Origin of the sequence: Pseudomonas sp. D1-36, assembly GCF_051132205.1 — a bacterium.
In the GTDB taxonomy this organism is placed as follows: Bacteria; Pseudomonadota; Gammaproteobacteria; order Pseudomonadales; family Pseudomonadaceae; genus Aquipseudomonas.
Genome location: NZ_CP071674.1, coordinates 2,578,896 through 2,595,624 on the forward strand (window position 1 = coordinate 2,578,896; position 16,729 = coordinate 2,595,624).

General features: G+C 61.6%; 13 protein-coding genes and 1 pseudogene. 7 read left to right on the forward strand and 7 right to left on the reverse strand.

Features of this window, described 5'->3' with window-relative positions:
- The first annotated feature begins 91 nt into the window (after nt 1-91).
- Entirely contained in the window at nt 92-2,092 is a 2,001-nt protein-coding gene (locus J3P76_RS11555; RefSeq protein WP_434701963.1) for a sigma-54 interaction domain-containing protein, read from the forward strand.
- Nucleotides 2,093-2,112: 20 nt separating this feature from the next.
- Here J3P76_RS11555 and J3P76_RS11560 read toward each other — a convergent pair whose 3' ends face one another.
- On the reverse strand, nt 2,113-3,414 hold the full coding sequence (locus tag J3P76_RS11560; protein WP_434701964.1) for an SDR family oxidoreductase: 1,302 nt from the start codon (nt 3,412-3,414) through the stop codon (nt 2,113-2,115).
- A 147-nt stretch (nt 3,415-3,561) separates the two neighbouring features.
- Between J3P76_RS11560 and treA the strand changes: the two genes are divergently transcribed.
- On the forward strand, nt 3,562-5,166 hold the full coding sequence (gene treA, locus J3P76_RS11565) for an alpha,alpha-trehalase TreA (RefSeq protein ID WP_434701965.1): 1,605 nt from the start codon (nt 3,562-3,564) through the stop codon (nt 5,164-5,166).
- Nucleotides 5,167-5,227: 61 nt separating this feature from the next.
- The gene (locus J3P76_RS11570) at nt 5,228-6,145 is read left to right on the forward strand and encodes a LysR substrate-binding domain-containing protein (RefSeq protein WP_434606026.1); all 918 of its coding nucleotides are present in this window, start codon (nt 5,228-5,230) and stop codon (nt 6,143-6,145) included.
- 65 nt (nt 6,146-6,210) lie between these two features.
- Here the strand turns inward: J3P76_RS11570 and leuD are convergent, their stop codons facing one another.
- The 6 genes from leuD to xylA form a co-directional block, all read right to left on the reverse strand.
- Nucleotides 6,211-6,816 carry a 3-isopropylmalate dehydratase small subunit gene (gene leuD, locus J3P76_RS11575; protein ID WP_434676434.1) on the reverse strand — a complete coding sequence of 202 codons (606 nt, stop codon included), beginning with the start codon at nt 6,814-6,816 and terminating at the stop codon, nt 6,211-6,213.
- Nucleotides 6,817-6,819: 3 nt separating this feature from the next.
- A complete protein-coding gene (gene leuC, locus J3P76_RS11580; RefSeq protein ID WP_434701966.1) occupies nt 6,820-8,241 on the reverse strand; it encodes a 3-isopropylmalate dehydratase large subunit in 1,422 nt (473 codons plus the stop codon).
- Between the two features lie 154 nt (nt 8,242-8,395).
- Nucleotides 8,396-9,532 (reverse strand): sugar ABC transporter permease, encoded by a 1,137-nt coding sequence (locus J3P76_RS11585; protein ID WP_420763736.1) that lies wholly within the window; start codon nt 9,530-9,532, stop codon nt 8,396-8,398.
- Complete coding sequence (gene xylG / locus J3P76_RS11590) at nt 9,533-11,089, reverse strand: D-xylose ABC transporter ATP-binding protein (protein ID WP_434701967.1); 1,557 nt, start codon at nt 11,087-11,089, stop codon at nt 9,533-9,535.
- A 163-nt stretch (nt 11,090-11,252) separates the two neighbouring features.
- Nucleotides 11,253-12,254, reverse strand: coding sequence for a D-xylose ABC transporter substrate-binding protein (xylF, locus tag J3P76_RS11595; RefSeq protein ID WP_305494967.1), 1,002 nt, complete (start codon nt 12,252-12,254; stop codon nt 11,253-11,255).
- Between the two features lie 147 nt (nt 12,255-12,401).
- On the reverse strand, nt 12,402-13,718 hold the full coding sequence (gene xylA / locus J3P76_RS11600; RefSeq protein ID WP_434701968.1) for a xylose isomerase: 1,317 nt from the start codon (nt 13,716-13,718) through the stop codon (nt 12,402-12,404).
- A 154-nt stretch (nt 13,719-13,872) separates the two neighbouring features.
- Here xylA and J3P76_RS11605 point away from each other — a divergent pair, with 154 nt between their 5' ends.
- The 4 genes and pseudogenes from J3P76_RS11605 to J3P76_RS11620 all read left to right on the forward strand — a co-directional run.
- On the forward strand, nt 13,873-15,060 hold the full coding sequence (locus tag J3P76_RS11605) for a XylR family transcriptional regulator (RefSeq protein ID WP_420763739.1): 1,188 nt from the start codon (nt 13,873-13,875) through the stop codon (nt 15,058-15,060).
- A 217-nt stretch (nt 15,061-15,277) separates the two neighbouring features.
- Nucleotides 15,278-15,619, forward strand: coding sequence for a hypothetical protein (locus J3P76_RS11610; protein ID WP_434606017.1), 342 nt, complete (start codon nt 15,278-15,280; stop codon nt 15,617-15,619).
- A gap of 165 nt (nt 15,620-15,784) precedes the next feature.
- On the forward strand, nt 15,785-16,162 hold the full coding sequence (locus J3P76_RS11615; RefSeq protein ID WP_434701969.1) for a hypothetical protein: 378 nt from the start codon (nt 15,785-15,787) through the stop codon (nt 16,160-16,162).
- Between the two features lie 93 nt (nt 16,163-16,255).
- Nucleotides 16,256-16,723, forward strand: a pseudogene (locus J3P76_RS11620) (LysR substrate-binding domain-containing protein); the annotation flags it as partial.
- Between the last annotated feature and the right edge of the window lie 6 nt (nt 16,724-16,729).

The following is a 16,729-nucleotide window of genomic DNA, read 5'->3' on the forward strand; positions in this document are numbered from 1 at the left end:
AAAGGGTTTTATTGGTGCTTTGTGATTGCATATGTCCATTTAGAAGACATGCCTATACTGACATGTCAAAAGCATGTACATAGAGCCCGCCATGAACACACAGCCGATGACGTTGAGCGTTGAAGACCGTGATTACCTGACTGCCCTGGGGCCTGCGTCATTGAATGGCGGATCAAGCCCGGCGCTGGATGAAGCCTGGCGAGCCTGCTTGAGCGGCGTCACCGAGCGTCCTGAAGGTGTCCGGCAGGTTATCTGGAGTTCCTGGCAGCGTAGCGTCGATGCCGGCCTCGACTCGGCAGACGGCGAGTACCGTTTTGTCTCGCCTGCCGAGCTGACCGCCACACTGGCGGCGAATCGACTGTTGATCGCCGCGGCGGCGCAGGTCATGCGCGGCCTGCTTGCCTACAATCCCAACGGGCATATCAACCTCACGGATGCCCAGGGCACCACCTTGTACTTCTGTGGCTTGGACCTCACACCCATCGGCAGTCGCTTGCTTGAATCGGTACAGGGCACCAATTGCACCGGCCTGGCGCTGGTTGAAGACCGCTTGGTATACGTGCTGTCTGGCGAGAATTTCGGCGCCGGCCTGCGCCAGCGGCAGATGCATTGTGCCGCCGCGCCCATCCGCGATGCCCATGGCCGGACCCTGGCCATGTTGACCCTAACGGCCGAGCCCGGCTGGTTTCACTTCCACACCTTGGGCACCGTCCAGGCTGCAGCCGAAGCTGTTTCCAGGCAAATGGCGCTGCAAGCGTTGCTGGAAGAACAACAAACGGTTTTGGAAGTGCTCAACGAGGGCTTGGTCGTATTGGATGAAAAAAACAATATCAAGGCCCTCAACCATTACGCCCGGCAATTGTTTCGTGTCGACCCTGCCTGGCTGGGCAAGCCGTTCCAGAGCCTGGGCCAGACCGAACTGAGCGATGAAATCCTGCGCAGGGCCGGGGAAGGAGTACGGGACCTGGACTGTACGTTTGAGCTGCACGATCGCAGCCACCTGGCCTGCCTGGTGTCGGTCTGTCCCCTGGCGCAGGGCGGTCGCATTGTTTCATTGCGCGAGAACCGGCGCATCCGCGAGATTACCCGGCGCATCATGGGTACCCAGGCCAGCTATACCTTCGAAACCATCCAGGGCCATTCACGCGCCATCCAGGACGCATTGCACCTGGCTCGAATCGCCAGCCGCAGCGATTCGACCACGCTGATTCTCGGGGAGAGCGGCACCGGCAAGGAACTGTTTGCCCAGGCCATCCACAATGGCAGCGAGCGTTGCGGCGGACCTTTCGTTGCGGTCAATTGCGGGGCCATTCCTCGCGACCTGGTCCAGAGTGAACTGTTCGGCCATGTCGAAGGCGCGTTCACCGGATCGGTGCGTGGCGGTTCGGCGGGCAAGTTCGAATTGGCTGACGGCGGGACGATCTTTCTCGACGAAATCGGCGACATGTCATTCGATGCTCAAGTCAGCTTGCTGCGTGTCCTGCAGGAAGGCGAAGTCACTCGGGTGGGGGCGAAAAAATCGTTGCGGGTGAACGTGCGCATCATCGCTGCGACCCATCGCAACCTGAGCCAGGCCGTGGCCGAAGGGGCTTTTCGCGAAGATCTTTATTACCGCCTCAACGTGCTGGGCCTGACGGTGCCGCCCTTGCGCATGCGCCGCGAAGACGTGCCGATGCTGGCACGGCATTTTCTTGCGCGTTGCGCCCGGTCGCTGCGAAAACCCATGCGCGACCTGTCCCCGGAGGCGCTGGAGCTCTTGGGCGCCTACCACTGGCCGGGCAACGTCCGTGAGCTGGAAAACGTCATTGAGCGCGCGACCAACCTGGCTGGTACCGAGCTGATCCAAGCGAGTGATCTTGCGTTGGAGATCAGGCAGGGAGGACAGCCAGCGGCCCGGCATTTTGCCCCCGAGCCGCGGGCAGCCGTGGATCTAGGTACCCATGAAATGAATGCGATCATCGCGGCCCTCAGGGACACGCGGGGCAATATCCGCCTGGCCGCCCGGCAGTTGAACGTTTCCCGTGGCGGTTTGTACAACAAGATGAACCGATTCGGGCTCAAGGTGGAAGCGTTCCGTTCGGGATTGGCCTGAGCCAATACCCAGACGCCGCTTCAGCGACGACTTCGTTCCCGACCCAGCGCCACCAGGCACCCACCAATCAACAATGCGGCGCCCGCCACCAGCAGGGGCGCGGATCGCCGCGTCGGCTTGCGCCAACCGCCTTCGACACGTCGCTGGCCGCTGGGCGGGGCGAACAGGTTTCCGGAGGATGAAGCCATTGCCGGGCTGCGATCCAGGCCCCGGCGTGTCAGCCAGCCGGAAAGTTGCGCAAACCCGGGCACAAGAAAATGCGCCATCCTTGCCAGTGTCGCGGCGCTGCCCACGGTGGTGGTGGGCTTGGGGTTGAGTGCGCAACTGACCATCGCCTCGGCGACGCGATGGGGGTCGTAGACCGGTGGTGGTGGCTTCAGCGCGTGGCCGGTGAAGTTGGCGCCATCGCGAAAACCCGGCGTATCGATGACCGCGGGATAGATGTCGCAGACGTGGATGTCCCGGTATTCCCCCAACTCACCGCGCAAGGCTTCGGACAACCCGCGCAGTCCGTACTTGCTGGCGGAATAGGCGGCGGCGTAAGGCTGGGCGACCCAACTGCCTAACGACAGGGTATTGATCAGGATGCCGCGTTGTTGCTTCTTGAAATACGGCCAGGCCACGTAGGCGCCGCGCAGGTAGCCAAGTAAATCGGTTTGCAGGACCTGCTCATGCACATCGAGCGGCGTCTGCTCGAAGCTGCCTACCGCACCCACGCCGGCATTGTTGATCCAGATGTCAATGCGACCGTCACCGAACGTTGCGGCTTCGGCGGCAAGCGCCTGCATTTGCTCACTGCTGGTGACGTCTGTGCACACCGCCAACGCGTCGGCTCCCTGGGCCTGGCATTGGGCAACGACCTCATCGAGCGCCGCACGGTCGCGTGCCGCCAGGACCAGGCGTGCGCGCTGCCTGGCAAACGCCTGGGCGGTGGCGCGGCCGATCCCGCTCGAAGCGCCGGTGATGACCACCAGTTTCTCCGACAAGGGATACGACGTCGTCTTACGGCTCGGGGCGGTTTCGCCTGTCGACTGATGGATCTCGGGCTGCATGGGCGAAAGCTTCAGGCGCACCCCGTCCGCCATGATCAGCGTCAGGTCCTGGACGGTGCCGGCGACCCTGTCCGGGTACACCGGCTCGCCCTCGGGGTCGAGTTGGTCATAGACAAACTTTTCGCTCTCCAGCCAGCCCACCGCGGTGTTCAGTTCTGGGCCCAGGTAATACTTTCCATCAAGGAAAAAGCCCGGGAAATGTGGCGCTCGCTCGACGCTTTCGACGGCATAGCGTTCGCCCGTCCTCATTCCGGTTGCCGGGGAAATCATGATCAACACCTCCGCTCTGTTGGTTCTGCGATAGAGAGCGAGGGTGAAACGGGGGTTCCATTGAAGTGAGGAAAGGAAGTTCGAGTGAACCGAGGCTCATTTTCTTCAGTCATTGCTGTAGGAAGTGTTCACATCAAGGAGCCTCAGATGCGTTCTGTTTATCTCGCCAGCCTGTCCTTCACCGCGTTGTTGTGCGCAGCATGCTCAAGCCAATCGCCTGCGACATGGCGCTACGAGGACGCGCGAAGTCGCACCCCCGTGCCGCCCGACCAGGCCTATCCCGAATTGTTTGAGGCGGTGCAAGGCAAACAGTTGTTCACTGACCAAAAACACTTCGTCGATGCGCTGCCCAAGCGCGACCCCTCGCAGATTCGCGCCGATTACCTGGCCCGCCGCGACAGTGCCGATTTCGATCTCAACGGGTTCGTGAAGGACAACTTCGTCGAGTCAGGCCAGGCTGAGAGCCCTACCCCAAAACCCGGCGCGCCGATCAAGGAACACATCGACAATCTCTGGCCGGTGCTCAGCCGAACCTACACCGAGGTTCCGCAATACAGCAGTCTATTGCCGTTGCCGCAGCCCTATGTCGTGCCAGGCGGGCGTTTCCGAGAAATGTATTACTGGGATTCGTATTTCACCATGCTGGGGTTGGAGCAAAGCGGTGACCAGGCGCAGGTTCGCCAGATGACCGACAACTTTGCCTACATGATCGACACCTTCGGCCACATTCCCAACGGCAATCGCACCTACTACCTGAGCCGATCGCAGCCGCCATTTTTTGCCTATATGGTGCAATTGCAGGCGCATATCGAGGGCGAGCAGGCCTACGGGCGTTACCTTGGGCAACTGCAAAAAGAATATGCCTACTGGATGGAAGGGGCGCAGACCCTCAAGCCGGGTGAGGCTGGGCGACACGTCGTCAAGCTTGCCGATGGCAGCGTGCTCAACCGCTATTGGGACGCCAGCCCCACGCCTCGTCAGGAGTCGTGGCTGCAGGACGTCAAGACCGCTGAACAGGCAGCCGACAGGCCCAAGCAAGAAGTCTGGCGCGACTTGCGCGCAGGCGCTGAAAGCGGCTGGGATTTCAGTTCCCGCTGGCTGGGAGACGGTAAAAACCTGGCGACCATTCGCACGACCTCCATCGCACCCGTGGACCTGAACAGCCTGATGTATCACTTGGAGCGCACCATCGCCAAGGCCTGTGAAACGGTGCGGAACACGCCGTGTACCCAAGCCTATGGGCAACGGGCCGAGCAACGCCAGCGCGCCATCGAGACGTACCTGTGGAACGCCGAAGGCGGCTATTACGTGGACTACGATTGGCAGCAGAACCGGCAGCGCCCGGCACTCACTGCCGCGACGCTGTTCCCGCTCTATACCGGCCTGGCTTCCAGCGAACGCGCCAACCGCACTGCCGACGCCGTGCGCAAGGGCTTGCTGCGTCCCGGCGGCATCGCCACCACCCAGGTCAATAACGGCCAGCAGTGGGATGAACCCAATGGCTGGGCGCCCCTGCAATGGGTGGCGGTCGAGGGGTTGGAGCGCTACGGCCAAACCGACCTGGCCAGGGAGGTTGGCAGCCGTTTTCTGCAACAGGTCCAGGATCTCTACCGCAAGGAAGACAAACTGGTCGAGAAGTACGACTTGTCCGGTCAAGGCGACGGTGGGGGCGGGGGCGAGTATGAATTGCAGGATGGCTTTGGCTGGACGAACGGCGTGACGCTTAAATTGCTGGGCAAATACGGCGGTTGAGCCGGGCCGCTTCAGTGCTATTCTTCGCGAAATTGCGAAGAATAGCGCTGCGGTAGAGCCGATGAACACAACCCGTGATCAATTCCCCTTGCCGGAGGACCTGAAGGTCTTTCTGACTGTCGTCCGAAAGAATGGCTTTGCCAGCGCGGCCGAGGCATTGGGCTATTCACCGGCCTATATCAGCAAGCGCATCTCGGTATTGGAGTCGACGCTCGCCACCCGACTGCTGCATCGCACGACCCGGCGCATCGCATTGACCGACGACGGCGAGCGCGTGCGGGTGTGGGCCGAAAAGCTGCTGGGGGATTTCGATGAGTTCGTCGGTGAAATCGCCCGGGCTCGCCATCAGCCCACCGGCTCGTTGCATATCTGCAGCAGCTTTGGTTTTGGCCGCAACCATGTCGCGCCGGCAATCGGCAAGCTGTCGCAGACGTACCCTGGCCTCGACATCCGACTGGATGTGTTCGACCGCGTCGTCGATATCGTTGGCGAGGGGTTCGACCTTGAGATCCGCGTCGGTGATGACCTGCCAGGGCAGCACCTGGGCCGCAAGCTGGTGAGCAATCGGCGCGTGCTCTGCGCAGCCCCCGGGTATCTGGAACGACGGGGCACACCGCGTTCGCTCGATGACCTCAAGGACCATGATTGCCTGGTGCTCAAGGAGCGCGACAACGCCTTCGGCATCTGGACCTTGAGCAAGGATGGGGTGCAGGAGACTGTGCGCATCGGCGGCCCGTTGTCCTCCAACAGCGGCGAGATTGTCCTGGAATGGGCGTTGAGTGGCGGCGGGATCCTGCTGCGCTCGATGTGGGACGCCGGGCCCCTGCTTGAACAGGGGCGGTTGGTTCAGGTGCTGCCGGCGTATTCGCAAAGCGCCAACGTCTGGGCGGTGTACCCGACCCGGCTCAGTCAGTCGGCGAAGCTGCGGGTTTGCGTTGAATTTCTTGAGACGTGTTTTCGGGACTTGTCGGCTGGGTAGGAGAGCAGCACCGCTTTCGCGAGCAGGCTCGCTCCCACAGTCTTGCTCAGTGGTTGGACGTTACGCTACAGCCAGGGATTTTCCGCGAGGTGCCGGCTTTCGAAGCGGCGTATCTGGTCTGCACGTTGAAGGGTCGTGCCAATGGCATCCAGGCCGAGCAGCAAGGATTGCTTGCGCAGCTCGTCGATCTCGAAAGAAATTACCTCACCGTCCGCCAATCTGATCTGTTGCGCCGGCAGGTTAACGCTGATGCTGGCGGTTTCGGCGCGGCTGATCGTCTGCGCGAGTCTCTTGAGTTGCGCTTCGGGCAATTGAATGACCAACACCCCGTTACGCTGGCAATTGTCATAGAAGATCCCGGCGAAGCTGCTGCCGATCAACGCCCGGATGCCCACTTGCTTCAAACCCCACACCGCATGTTCGCGGCTTGAGCCACATCCGAAGTTTTCCCCCACCACCAGGAACGTTGCGCCGCGCCAGCCCGGTTTGTTGAGCACGAATTCAGGATTGGGATCGCCGTTGCCCAGCCACTTCAAGTCGAAGAACAGGCCACGGTCCAGCCCGTTGCGGTCGATGCCCTTGAGGAACTGCTTGGGCATGATCACATCGGTGTCGATGTTGGCGGCCAGCAGCGGGGCGGCGGTGCCACTTACAGTATTGAAGGGTTGCATGCTTCAGGCCTCCGGCAGCAGTGAACGAACATCGGTCAAATGACCAGCAATCGCGGCGGCGGCCACCATGGCCGGGCTCATCAAGTGGGTGCGCGCGCCGGCGCCCTGGCGTCCTTCGAAGTTGCGATTGGTACTGGAGGCGCAGCGATCCCCAGGGGCGAGCACGTCATCGTTCATCGCCAGGCACATCGAACAGCCGGATTGGCGCCATTCGAAACCGGCTTCGCGGAATATTGCCGCCAGGCCTTCTTCTTCGGCCTGTTCGCGCACCATGGTCGAGCCGGGCACGATCATCGCGCGCACATGGGCGGCAACGTGCTTGCCCTGTACGACACGCGCCGCATCGCGCAAGTCTTCAATCCGCGCGTTGGTGCACGAGCCGATGAAAGCATGGTTGATGACCACGTCGGCGAGCGGCATGCCTGGCGTCAGGCCCATGTAGTTGAGGGCACGCTGCAGGCCTTGGCGCAGGATCAGGTCGGGTTCTGTCGCAGGGTCGGGTACCTGGCTTCCGATCGGTGCAGCCTGGTCAGGGCTGGTGCCCCAGGTGACCATGGGTTCCAATGCGTCGACATCGAGCGTCACTTCCCGGTCGAACACCGCGCCTTCATCGCTGTGCAGGGCTCGCCATTTGGTCACGGCCCGTTCCCACAGCTCGCCCCTGGGAGCGCGGGGCTTGCTTTGCAGATAGGCAAAAACCTTGTCATCCGGCGCCATGAACGCGCCCCGGGCGCCGGCTTCCACGGCCATGTTGCAGATGGTCATGCGGGCTTCGACGCTAAGGGCGGTGATTGCCGGGCCGGTGAATTCGATCGCATAACCGGTGGCGCCCGAGGCGCCGATCCTTTCGATCAGCGCCATGATGATGTCCTTGGCGGTGACACCTGCCCCAAGCGTGCCGTTGACCGTGACGCGCAGGGTTTTCAGGCGCTTGTAGACCAGCGTTTGCGTAGCCAGCAGGTGTTCGATTTCAGACGTGCCGATGCCAAAACCAAAGGCCCCCAACGCACCGTATGTCGTGGTGTGGCTGTCGCCCGCGGCCACCACCATGCCCGGCAGGATGAAGCCTTGCTCGGGGGCGACGACGTGCTCGATGCCCTGGCGTTTGTCCAGCACGTCGAACAGTTCGATGCCAAAGTCCCGGCAGTTTTCTGCGAAGTACGAGACCTGCCGGGCGCCGCCGGCATCCGGCATGGCTGCGATGCGCTGGGGCGCCGTCGGGTTGACGTGATCGACCACCGCCAGCGTCGCGCTCGGCCGCCAGACGCTGCGGCCGTTTTCACGAAGGCCGCTGAAGGCTTGCGGGCTGGTGTATTCGTTGGCGACCTGGCGGTCGATGTACAACAGCACGTGGCCCTGATCGTCCAACGGGCAAACGGTATGGCTGTCGATGTGCTTTTGATAGAGCGTTCGGGGGCTGTTCATGCAGGCGCTTCTTCATTTTTGGCGGGTCTGCCCACAGCATATTGACTGCCGGCGTCGCATCAAGAGCCCAGCGGTGAAGGCGTTGCACACGGATTGTGATCAATCATGACGGGGAGTGGGGCGGCCATCCATGGTTGCCCCGAATCGGTATGGGTCAGCGTCGGGCGGTGCGGGTGCTGACATCCACCCACACGGCCAGGACCAAAATGCTGCCCTTGACGATCATCTGCCAGTAGCTGTCGACGTCGAGCATGGACATGCCGTTGTCCAGGCTGGTGATGACCAGCGCGCCCAGCAGCGCGCCGTAGACCGTGCCCGAGCCACCGCGCATGGATGTGCCGCCGATAAAGCAGGCGGCGATAGCGTCCAGTTCGCCCATGTTGCCCGCCGAGGGCGAGCCGGCGGCCAGGCGCGCGGTGTTGACCATGCCGGCGAGGGCGCACATCACGCCCATGATGCCGAAGATCCACAGCTTCACTGCCTGTACATTGATGCCGGACAGGCGCGTGGCCTCCATGTTGCTGCCCACCGAGTAGACACGCCTGCCGAATACGGTTTGGCTGGTCACGTAGCTGAACACCCCCAGCAGAACCAACAGCAGCAGCACCGGAACCGGGATCCCGTCGTAGCTGTTGAGCGTATAGACGAACCCGGCCAGCACGGCGCCGATCAACACCACCCGCGCCACGTCCCGCGTCAGGGAATGGGCCGCGAGGCCATGCAGCGCGCGGTTGCGGCGCTGTTTCCAGGTCAGGAAAAGCGTCAGCGCGAACAACAACACGCCCAGGCCCGTGCCGACTGCGTGAGGCAGGTAACCCTGGCCGACGTAAACCAGCTCCGGCGATACCGGCGCGATGGTGGTGCCGCCAGTGATGCCCAGCAGGATTCCGCGAAACGCCAGCATGCCACCCAGGCCGACGATGAAGGAGGGGATGCGCAGGTAGGCGGTCATGTAGCCGTTGGCCAGGCCGATCATCAGCCCACACAGGGCGACCAGGCTCAGGTTCGCCAGCAGCGGGATGTGATAGACCACGTCGAGTATCGCCGCCAGACCTCCCAATAAACCGAGCAACGAGCCCACCGACAAATCGATCTCGCCACTGATGATCACCAGCACCATGCCACAAGCCAGGATGCCGGTGATGGACATCTGCCGCAGCAGGTTGGAGAGGTTGCGCGGAGTCAGGAATCCGCCCTCGGTCTGCCAGCTGAAGAACAACCAGATGACCGCCACGGCAATCACCAGGGCGAGCATTTTGTAGCGGGTGAACACTTGTTTGACTTGGTTCATCTACGCGGACTTCCGATCATTGTTGTTATTGCTTTCGGGATGGCTGAGCGCGGCGGCAAGCACCTGTTCCTGGGTCAATTCCTGGTTGATGAAATCGCCGCGCAGTTGCCCCTCGCCGATCACCAGCACGCGGTCCGACACACCCAGCACTTCGGCCAGTTCCGAGGACACCATGATGATCGACACGCCTTCGGCCGCCAGCGCGCCCATCAGCTTGTAGATCTCGTACTTGGCGCCGACGTCCACGCCCCGGGTGGGTTCGTCGAGAATCAATACCCGAGGCTTGGTCAGGAGCATCTTCGCCAGCACAGCTTTCTGCTGGTTGCCACCGGAAAGGCTGGTGATCGGCAGGAACGGGCTCGCGGTCTTGAGGTGCATGCGCGAGATTTCCCGGTCGATGCTGCCCAGCTCGGCCTCGGCGTCGATGCGGGTCATCTTCGAGAAGTTTTCCAGGACCGCCAGGGTGATGTTCTGGCCGACGCCCAGGTCCGGGATGATGCCCTGGCGCTTGCGATCTTCAGGGACCATGCACAGGCCGGCCCGGATCGACTTGAGGGGCGTGCTGCTGTCAATGCGCTGGCCGTCCAGCCAGACTTCGCCCTCATGTCGGCCGGGGTAGGCGCCGAACAACGCCGACACCAGCTCCGTGCGACCCGCACCCACCAACCCGGCGATGCCAAGGATTTCGCCGCGCTTGAGCACGAACGAAATATCGTCGACGCGTTTGCGCCTGGGGTTGTCGACGTCGTAGCAGGTCACATGGCGTGCCTCGAAAATCACCTCGCCGATAGCGTGGGGTTCGGTGGGGTAGAGGTTACTCATCTCCCGCCCGACCATTTGCGTGATGATCTTGGGAATATCCATGTCGGCCATGGCAGTGGTGGCGATGTGTTTGCCATCGCGTATCACCGCGATGGTGTCGCACACGGCGGCCACTTCATCGAGCTTGTGGGAGATGTAGACGCACGCCACGCCCTTGGCCTTGAGGTCGCGGATGATGTCCAGCAGCACTTCGATTTCCGAGCGGGTCAGGGCCGACGAAGGCTCGTCGAGGATCAGCAGGCGGGCCTGTTTGTTCAGGGCCTTGGCGATCTCGACCAATTGCTGGTAGCCACCGCCGTACTGCGAAACCGGCAGCGAGACGTTCATGTCCGGCACCTTGAGTTCACGCATCAGGGCTTCGGCGCGGTGGATCATCGCCGGGTAATTCATGCGTCCGCCGGGCAAGGTCAGCTCGTGGCCCATGAAGATGTTTTCGGCCACCGACAGGTCGGGCACCAGGGTCAGTTCCTGGTGAATGATGACGATGCCGGCAGCTTCGGTTTCGCTGATCGATTGCGCCTTCAGCGGCTGGCCGTCCCAGAGGATCTCACCCTCCCAGGTGCCGTAGGGATAGACCGCCGATAGGACTTTCATCAAGGTGGATTTGCCGGCGCCGTTCTCGCCGCACAGGCCGACGCATTCACCCGGCCTGACCTTGATGTCGATGCCGTTCAGCGCCTTGACACCGCCGAAGGTCTTGACGATGCCGTTCATTTGCAGCAGGTATTCAGACATGGCGAGGGCTCGTAAGAAAGGGGCTCACACAACATAAAACCTGTGGGAGCGAGCCTGCTCGCGAAGCGGTAGGTCAGCTTGCATCTGCATTCACTGTGCCGCCGCCATCGCGAGCAGGCTCGCTCCCACAAGGATTTTTGCTATCCAAAGAGCTGCTCCCGGGTCACTGCCCCGCGATCTGCGCCTTGGTGTAGAACCCGTCCTTTTCCAGCAGGTCGATGTTGTCCTTGGTCAGCGCGGTAGGCGTGAGCAGGATGGTGTCGACTTTCTTGTTGCCATTGTCGTACTGCGAGCTGTAGGTGGGTTTTTCGTTGCGCGCCAGTTGTACCGAAAGCTTGGCGGCTTCGGAGGCGATCAGCTTTAAGGGCTTGTAGACCGTCATGGTCTGGGTGCCGTCGATCACTCGCTTGACCGCCGCCAGGTCGGCGTCCTGGCCGGAGATCGGCACCTTGCCAGCCAGCTTTTGCGCGGCCAGGGCCTGGATGGCGCCGCCGGCGGTGGCGTCGTTGGAGGCGACGATGCCGTCGATTTTGTTGTTGTTCCGGGTCAGGGCGTTTTCGACGATGCTCAGGGCTTCGGTGGGGTTCCATTCCTTCACCCATTGCTGGCCGACAATCTTGATGTCGCCCTTGTCGATGGCCGGTTGCAGCACCTTCATCTGGCCTTCACGCAGGATTTTGGCGTTGTTGTCGGTAGGCGCGCCGCCGAGTAGGAAGTAGTTGCCCTTGGGCGCTGCCTTCAACACGCCGCCGGCCTGCATCTCGCCGACCTTTTCGTTATCGAAGGAAATGTAAGCGTCGATATCGGCGTTGAGGATCAGCCGGTCATAGGACACCACCTTGATCCCGGCCTTCTTGGCTTCGGCGACGGCGTTGGTCAGCACAGTGGCGTTGAACGGCACGATCACGATGACGTCGACGCCACGGGAAATCAGGTTTTCGATCTGGGAAATTTGCTTCTGCTCGTTGGCATCGGCGGACTGGACATAAACCTTGGCGTCGAGTTTTTCTGCCGCCGCGACGAAGTAGTCTCTATCGCGGGACCAGCGTTCCAGACGCAGGTCATCGATGGAGAAACCGATCTTGGGGTGGGTGGCGTCGGCCATGGCCGGGAGCGATAGCAGGGCGAGGGCGCCGGCGAGCAGGGTACGTTTGAATGTTTTCATGGTGGTGCGTCCTTTTATTGTTTTTTGAAAGACACTGCCTGACGAGAACGTGATGCCGGTAGAACTGTAGAGCGTTGCGCGGCGTTGCGGGCACAGATTTGTCGCGCGAATGTAACAGCCTCCCCGCGCCCGCAAAGTCGCCTGCCGTCAGGAGTAGATGAACCGGTTGACGACGTTTTCGAGCATTTCCTGCCGACCGCTGACCGCCTGCGGATTCAGCTCGTTGGTGAATGCATGCTCGGCCAGGGATTCGAGGCTGTAGTCCCCCGCGAGCAGCGCCTTGCCGAACGGCTGCTGCCAGCCGGCGTAGCGCTGGTCCTTGAATTTCTGCAACTGATCGTCCTGCACCATGGCGGCTGCGCGTTCCAACGAAAGGGCGAGCACGTCCATGGCCGCGACATGGCCGTGGAACAAGTCGACGTCGTCCAAGCTCTGGCGGCGTACCTTGGAATCGAAGTTGAAACCGCCGTTGCCGAAGCCTCCGGCCTTCAGGATCTCGTAGGTGGCCAGGGTCATTTCTTCGACACTGTTGGGGAACTGATCGGTGTCCCAGCCGTTCTGCGGATCGCCCCGGTTGGCGTCGATGCTGCCGAAGATCCCCAGGGAGACCGCCGTGGCGATTTCATGATGGAAACTGTGCCCGGCCAGGGTCGCATGGTTGGCCTCGATGTTGACCTTGATCTCTTTTTCCAGGCCGAACTGCTGCAGAAAGCCGAACACCGTGGCGCTGTCGTAATCGTACTGGTGCTTGGTCGGCTCCTGGGGCTTGGGCTCGATCAGCAGGTCGCCCTTGAAGCCGATCTTGTATTTATGCTCGACCACCATGCGCATGAACCGGCCCAGTTGCTCGCGTTCGCGGGACAGGTCAGTATTGAGCAGGGTTTCGTAGCCTTCGCGGCCGCCCCACAACACGTAGTTGGAGCCCTTGAGGCGCTGGGTGGCATTCATGGCGCTGAACACCTGGGCGGCGGCGCAGGCGAAGACTTGCGGGTCAGGGTTGCTGGCGGCGCCGGCGGCAAAACGCGGGTTGCTGAAGCAGTTGGCGGTGCCCCAGAGCAGCTTGATGCCGGTCTGTTCCTGGTGACGCTCGAGGTGATCGACCATTTGCGCGAAGTGGTTGCGGTATTCCTTCAACGATTGGCCTTCCGGCGCGACATCGGTGTCGTGGAAGCAGTAGTAGTCGATGCCCAGCTTGGAGAAAAACTCGAACGCCGCCTCGGCCTTGCCGATGGCCACTTCCATCGGGTCCCCTGCGTGCTGCCATGGGCGTTTGAAGGTTCCCGCACCGAACACATCGGACCCCGGCCAGACAAAGGTGTGCCAATAGCAGACCGCCATGCGCAGGTGCTCGCGCATGGGTTTGCCTAGGATCAGTTTGTCGGCATCGTAGTGCCGGAAAGCGAGCGGCGAGTCGCTGCCCGGGCCCTCATAGCGGATCGGCTGAACATCGGGGAAGTACGACATGGACGGTTTCCTTTTTATTCTTGGCGGTGACCTGATACTAACGCCGCCCCTGGCGCCGCTGATTATGAAAATCATCAAAGGACAGTTCGATTTTGAGTATTGAGATTCGCCGTCCGCGCGCCTAGTCTCTGTCCACCGGCCTAGGGTTCTTACAATGAAAATCGTCCCGCCCGTCCACCGCATCGCCCTTTTGTTCAACGGCAGCAAGATCTACGACCGAGGCATCATCAGCGGCATCGGTAACTACCTGAGCAGTACCCGCGCGTCCTGGGATCTGTTTCTCGAGGAAGATTTCCTATGCAGGTTGAAAGGGATCGAGCGTTGGCAGGGCGACGGGATCATCGCCGACTTCGACGACCCGCTGATCGGCGAGGCGCTGGCCGGGATCAAGATGCCCGTGGTGGCGGTGGGCGGCTCGTACCAGGACGAGCGCGCCTATCCCAAGGGCATTCCCTATGTCGCCACGGATAACCATGGGCTGATCAAATTGGCTTACGAACATCTGATCGAAGCCGGACTGACGCGATTCGCCTGTTTCAGCCTGCCGGAGTCCCAAGCCAATCGCTGGGCCCAGGAACGGGAGAAAGCCTTTCGCCGGTTGATGCTGCGCGATGGTCTGCACGCCGAGGTCTATCGCGGCATGGGCACCAGCGCGCCGCTCTGGGACAGCGCCGTCGAACAGCAGATCGCCTGGCTGCAAAGCCTGCCCAAACCCATCGGCATCATCGCCGTCAGCGATGCGCGAGCCCGCCAGCTGTTGCAGGCTTGCCTGACCGCCGGCATTGCTGTTCCGGAGCAGGTGGCGTTAATCGGCATCGACAACGATCCACTGACCCGCAGCCTGACTCGGGTGCCGCTGAGCTCCGTGGTGCAGGGCACCGAAACGATGGGTCGGACCGCCGCGCGGCTGCTCCACCAGATGCTGCATGGCATGCCGTCCACAGGCACGCAGGTGCTGATCCCGCCGGATGCTATCAATGTGCAGACATCCAGTTTGCACCAGCCGCTGGGCAATCCTTATGTGATGCAAGCGCTGTTGTTCATCCGCCAGTACGCATGCCAGGGCATCAAGACCGCGCAAGTGGCGGCGTATGTCGGTGTCTCGCGCTCATCCCTGGAAGCGCATTTTCGCAAGGAGCGAGGTTGCAGCGTTCATGACGAAATCCTGCGCTTCAAATTGGCCGCGGCGGCCAACGGCTTGGAAAACACCGACTCGGCGATCGCCGACATCGCCCGCAATTGCGGCTTCAAGTCGGCGCAATACCTGCACACGGTGTTTCGTCGCGAGTTCGGTTGTACGCCTCGGGAGTATCAGCAGGGCGCGAGCGTGGTGAGCGAGTAGTCCGGGCTCCTTGGTGAGGCGTTAATCGACGGTCAACTGCGTCGGGGGAGGTCCGTCGGTTTCATCTTGGCCGAGCGCTTTTGCGGGGTCCTTCTGGGGCTTTCAACTATTGCCATCAGTAATAGTGACCATTACGAAATGCAAGTTCTGCTTTGTCGGCAATCATTGGAAAATCAGCGCCATCGAACACGCAGCCCACCACTGCAGGACTTCAATCATGCGCCCTTTATCTTTCCTTGCCCTGGCGTTTCCCCCTTTGTTGCTAGCAGGTTGCGCTTCGGCTCCGAACGATCCGACCCTGACCTTGCAGACCAGCAAGACACCGGCCGAATACGCCGAATGCGTCGTACCGAAGCTGCAGGGCAGCGCCCTGAACCCGACGGTCTCGCAGACCCAGCGCAGCTACCGCATCGTCGTGCCGAGCAAAATTGCGGCGGACAACGTGCTCGAAGCCTACAAGGCTGGCAACGGTGGGAAGGTGTTCATTTACGACCGGCATCTGCTGGCCTCCAATCTCTTGCCTTCGAATTTTGAACGCGCCGCCCAGGAATGCATCTGACCGGCCCGTAGACGTTTTACCTGTGCTCCTTTGGTTGGCCGCAACCAACCAATTCCCTTTGCCCCGCACCGTATTCGGTCGCGGGGCTTTTTTTGTTTGGAGAGCCTTGCGTACGTGGGTGTGAGAGGATGCCGTACGCGACGTCGCCGCCTACAAAGGATCGAAATGAACCTGCCCCCTGCCCATGCCGTGCCATTCATCCTGATGCTCTCAGCCTTGTGCGTCCCGGTGCACGCCGCGACGTGGCAGATCTGCGATATGCAATTGCGGGTCACTGAAGTGGTCAAGCAGCCGTTCCCTGGTCTCCGGGCTCAGGTTCTGAAAACCAGCCCGGCCTCGCCCAAGGTGGAATGCCCAGAAGTCGGCGCAGTGATCAGCTTCATCCCGGAAACCGCTGACTATCAGTCAACGCTTGCGCGGCGAAAATGGCCCGCAAAAGGCCAGGCGATTCGGATCAGATACCATTACCTGGACGGCATCTGCAAGGGCGACGGCAACGAGCATCCTTGTCGGATCGAGCATTATCCGTTCGTGGCCCAATGATCAGCCTCGGCCGGCGTTCGCCTCGGCTTCGATCGCGGCCATGACGCTGGGTCGCGTCTCGATCCGAGCCATATACGACGCCAGCGCCGGCCAAAGGGCTTGCGCGCTGACTGGCTGATGTCCGATGAGGTTTTTCCGGTGTGCAGTCCGAAATTGCTGGCGGGGCCCAATGCCCTGAAGGCACCCGGCGATCTGACCCATCACACCCTGTTGCAGGTCAGTGGTATGACGCGGGACGATTGGAGCCTCTGGCTGGGGGCCGCCGGGCAACCGAGCGCCCTGGCCGAAGGCTCACGGTTGACCTTCGACCTGGCGATGATGGCCGTGCAGGCAGCCATCGACGGCTTGGGTATTTGCATCGGCCGCTCGACCTACGTCGACGACGATCTGAAGGCAGGTCGACTGGTCGCGCCATTTGCCCTGAGGTTGAAGTCCGATCTCGGTTTCTATCTGGTGACACCCGTCGAGACAGCCCACTCGAAAAAGGTCGAGGCGTTCAGGGCCTGGTTGATCGATTCGACCAGGGAGGCAAACACACCGGGTATGCGGTCGTTGGATTAAGCGTCC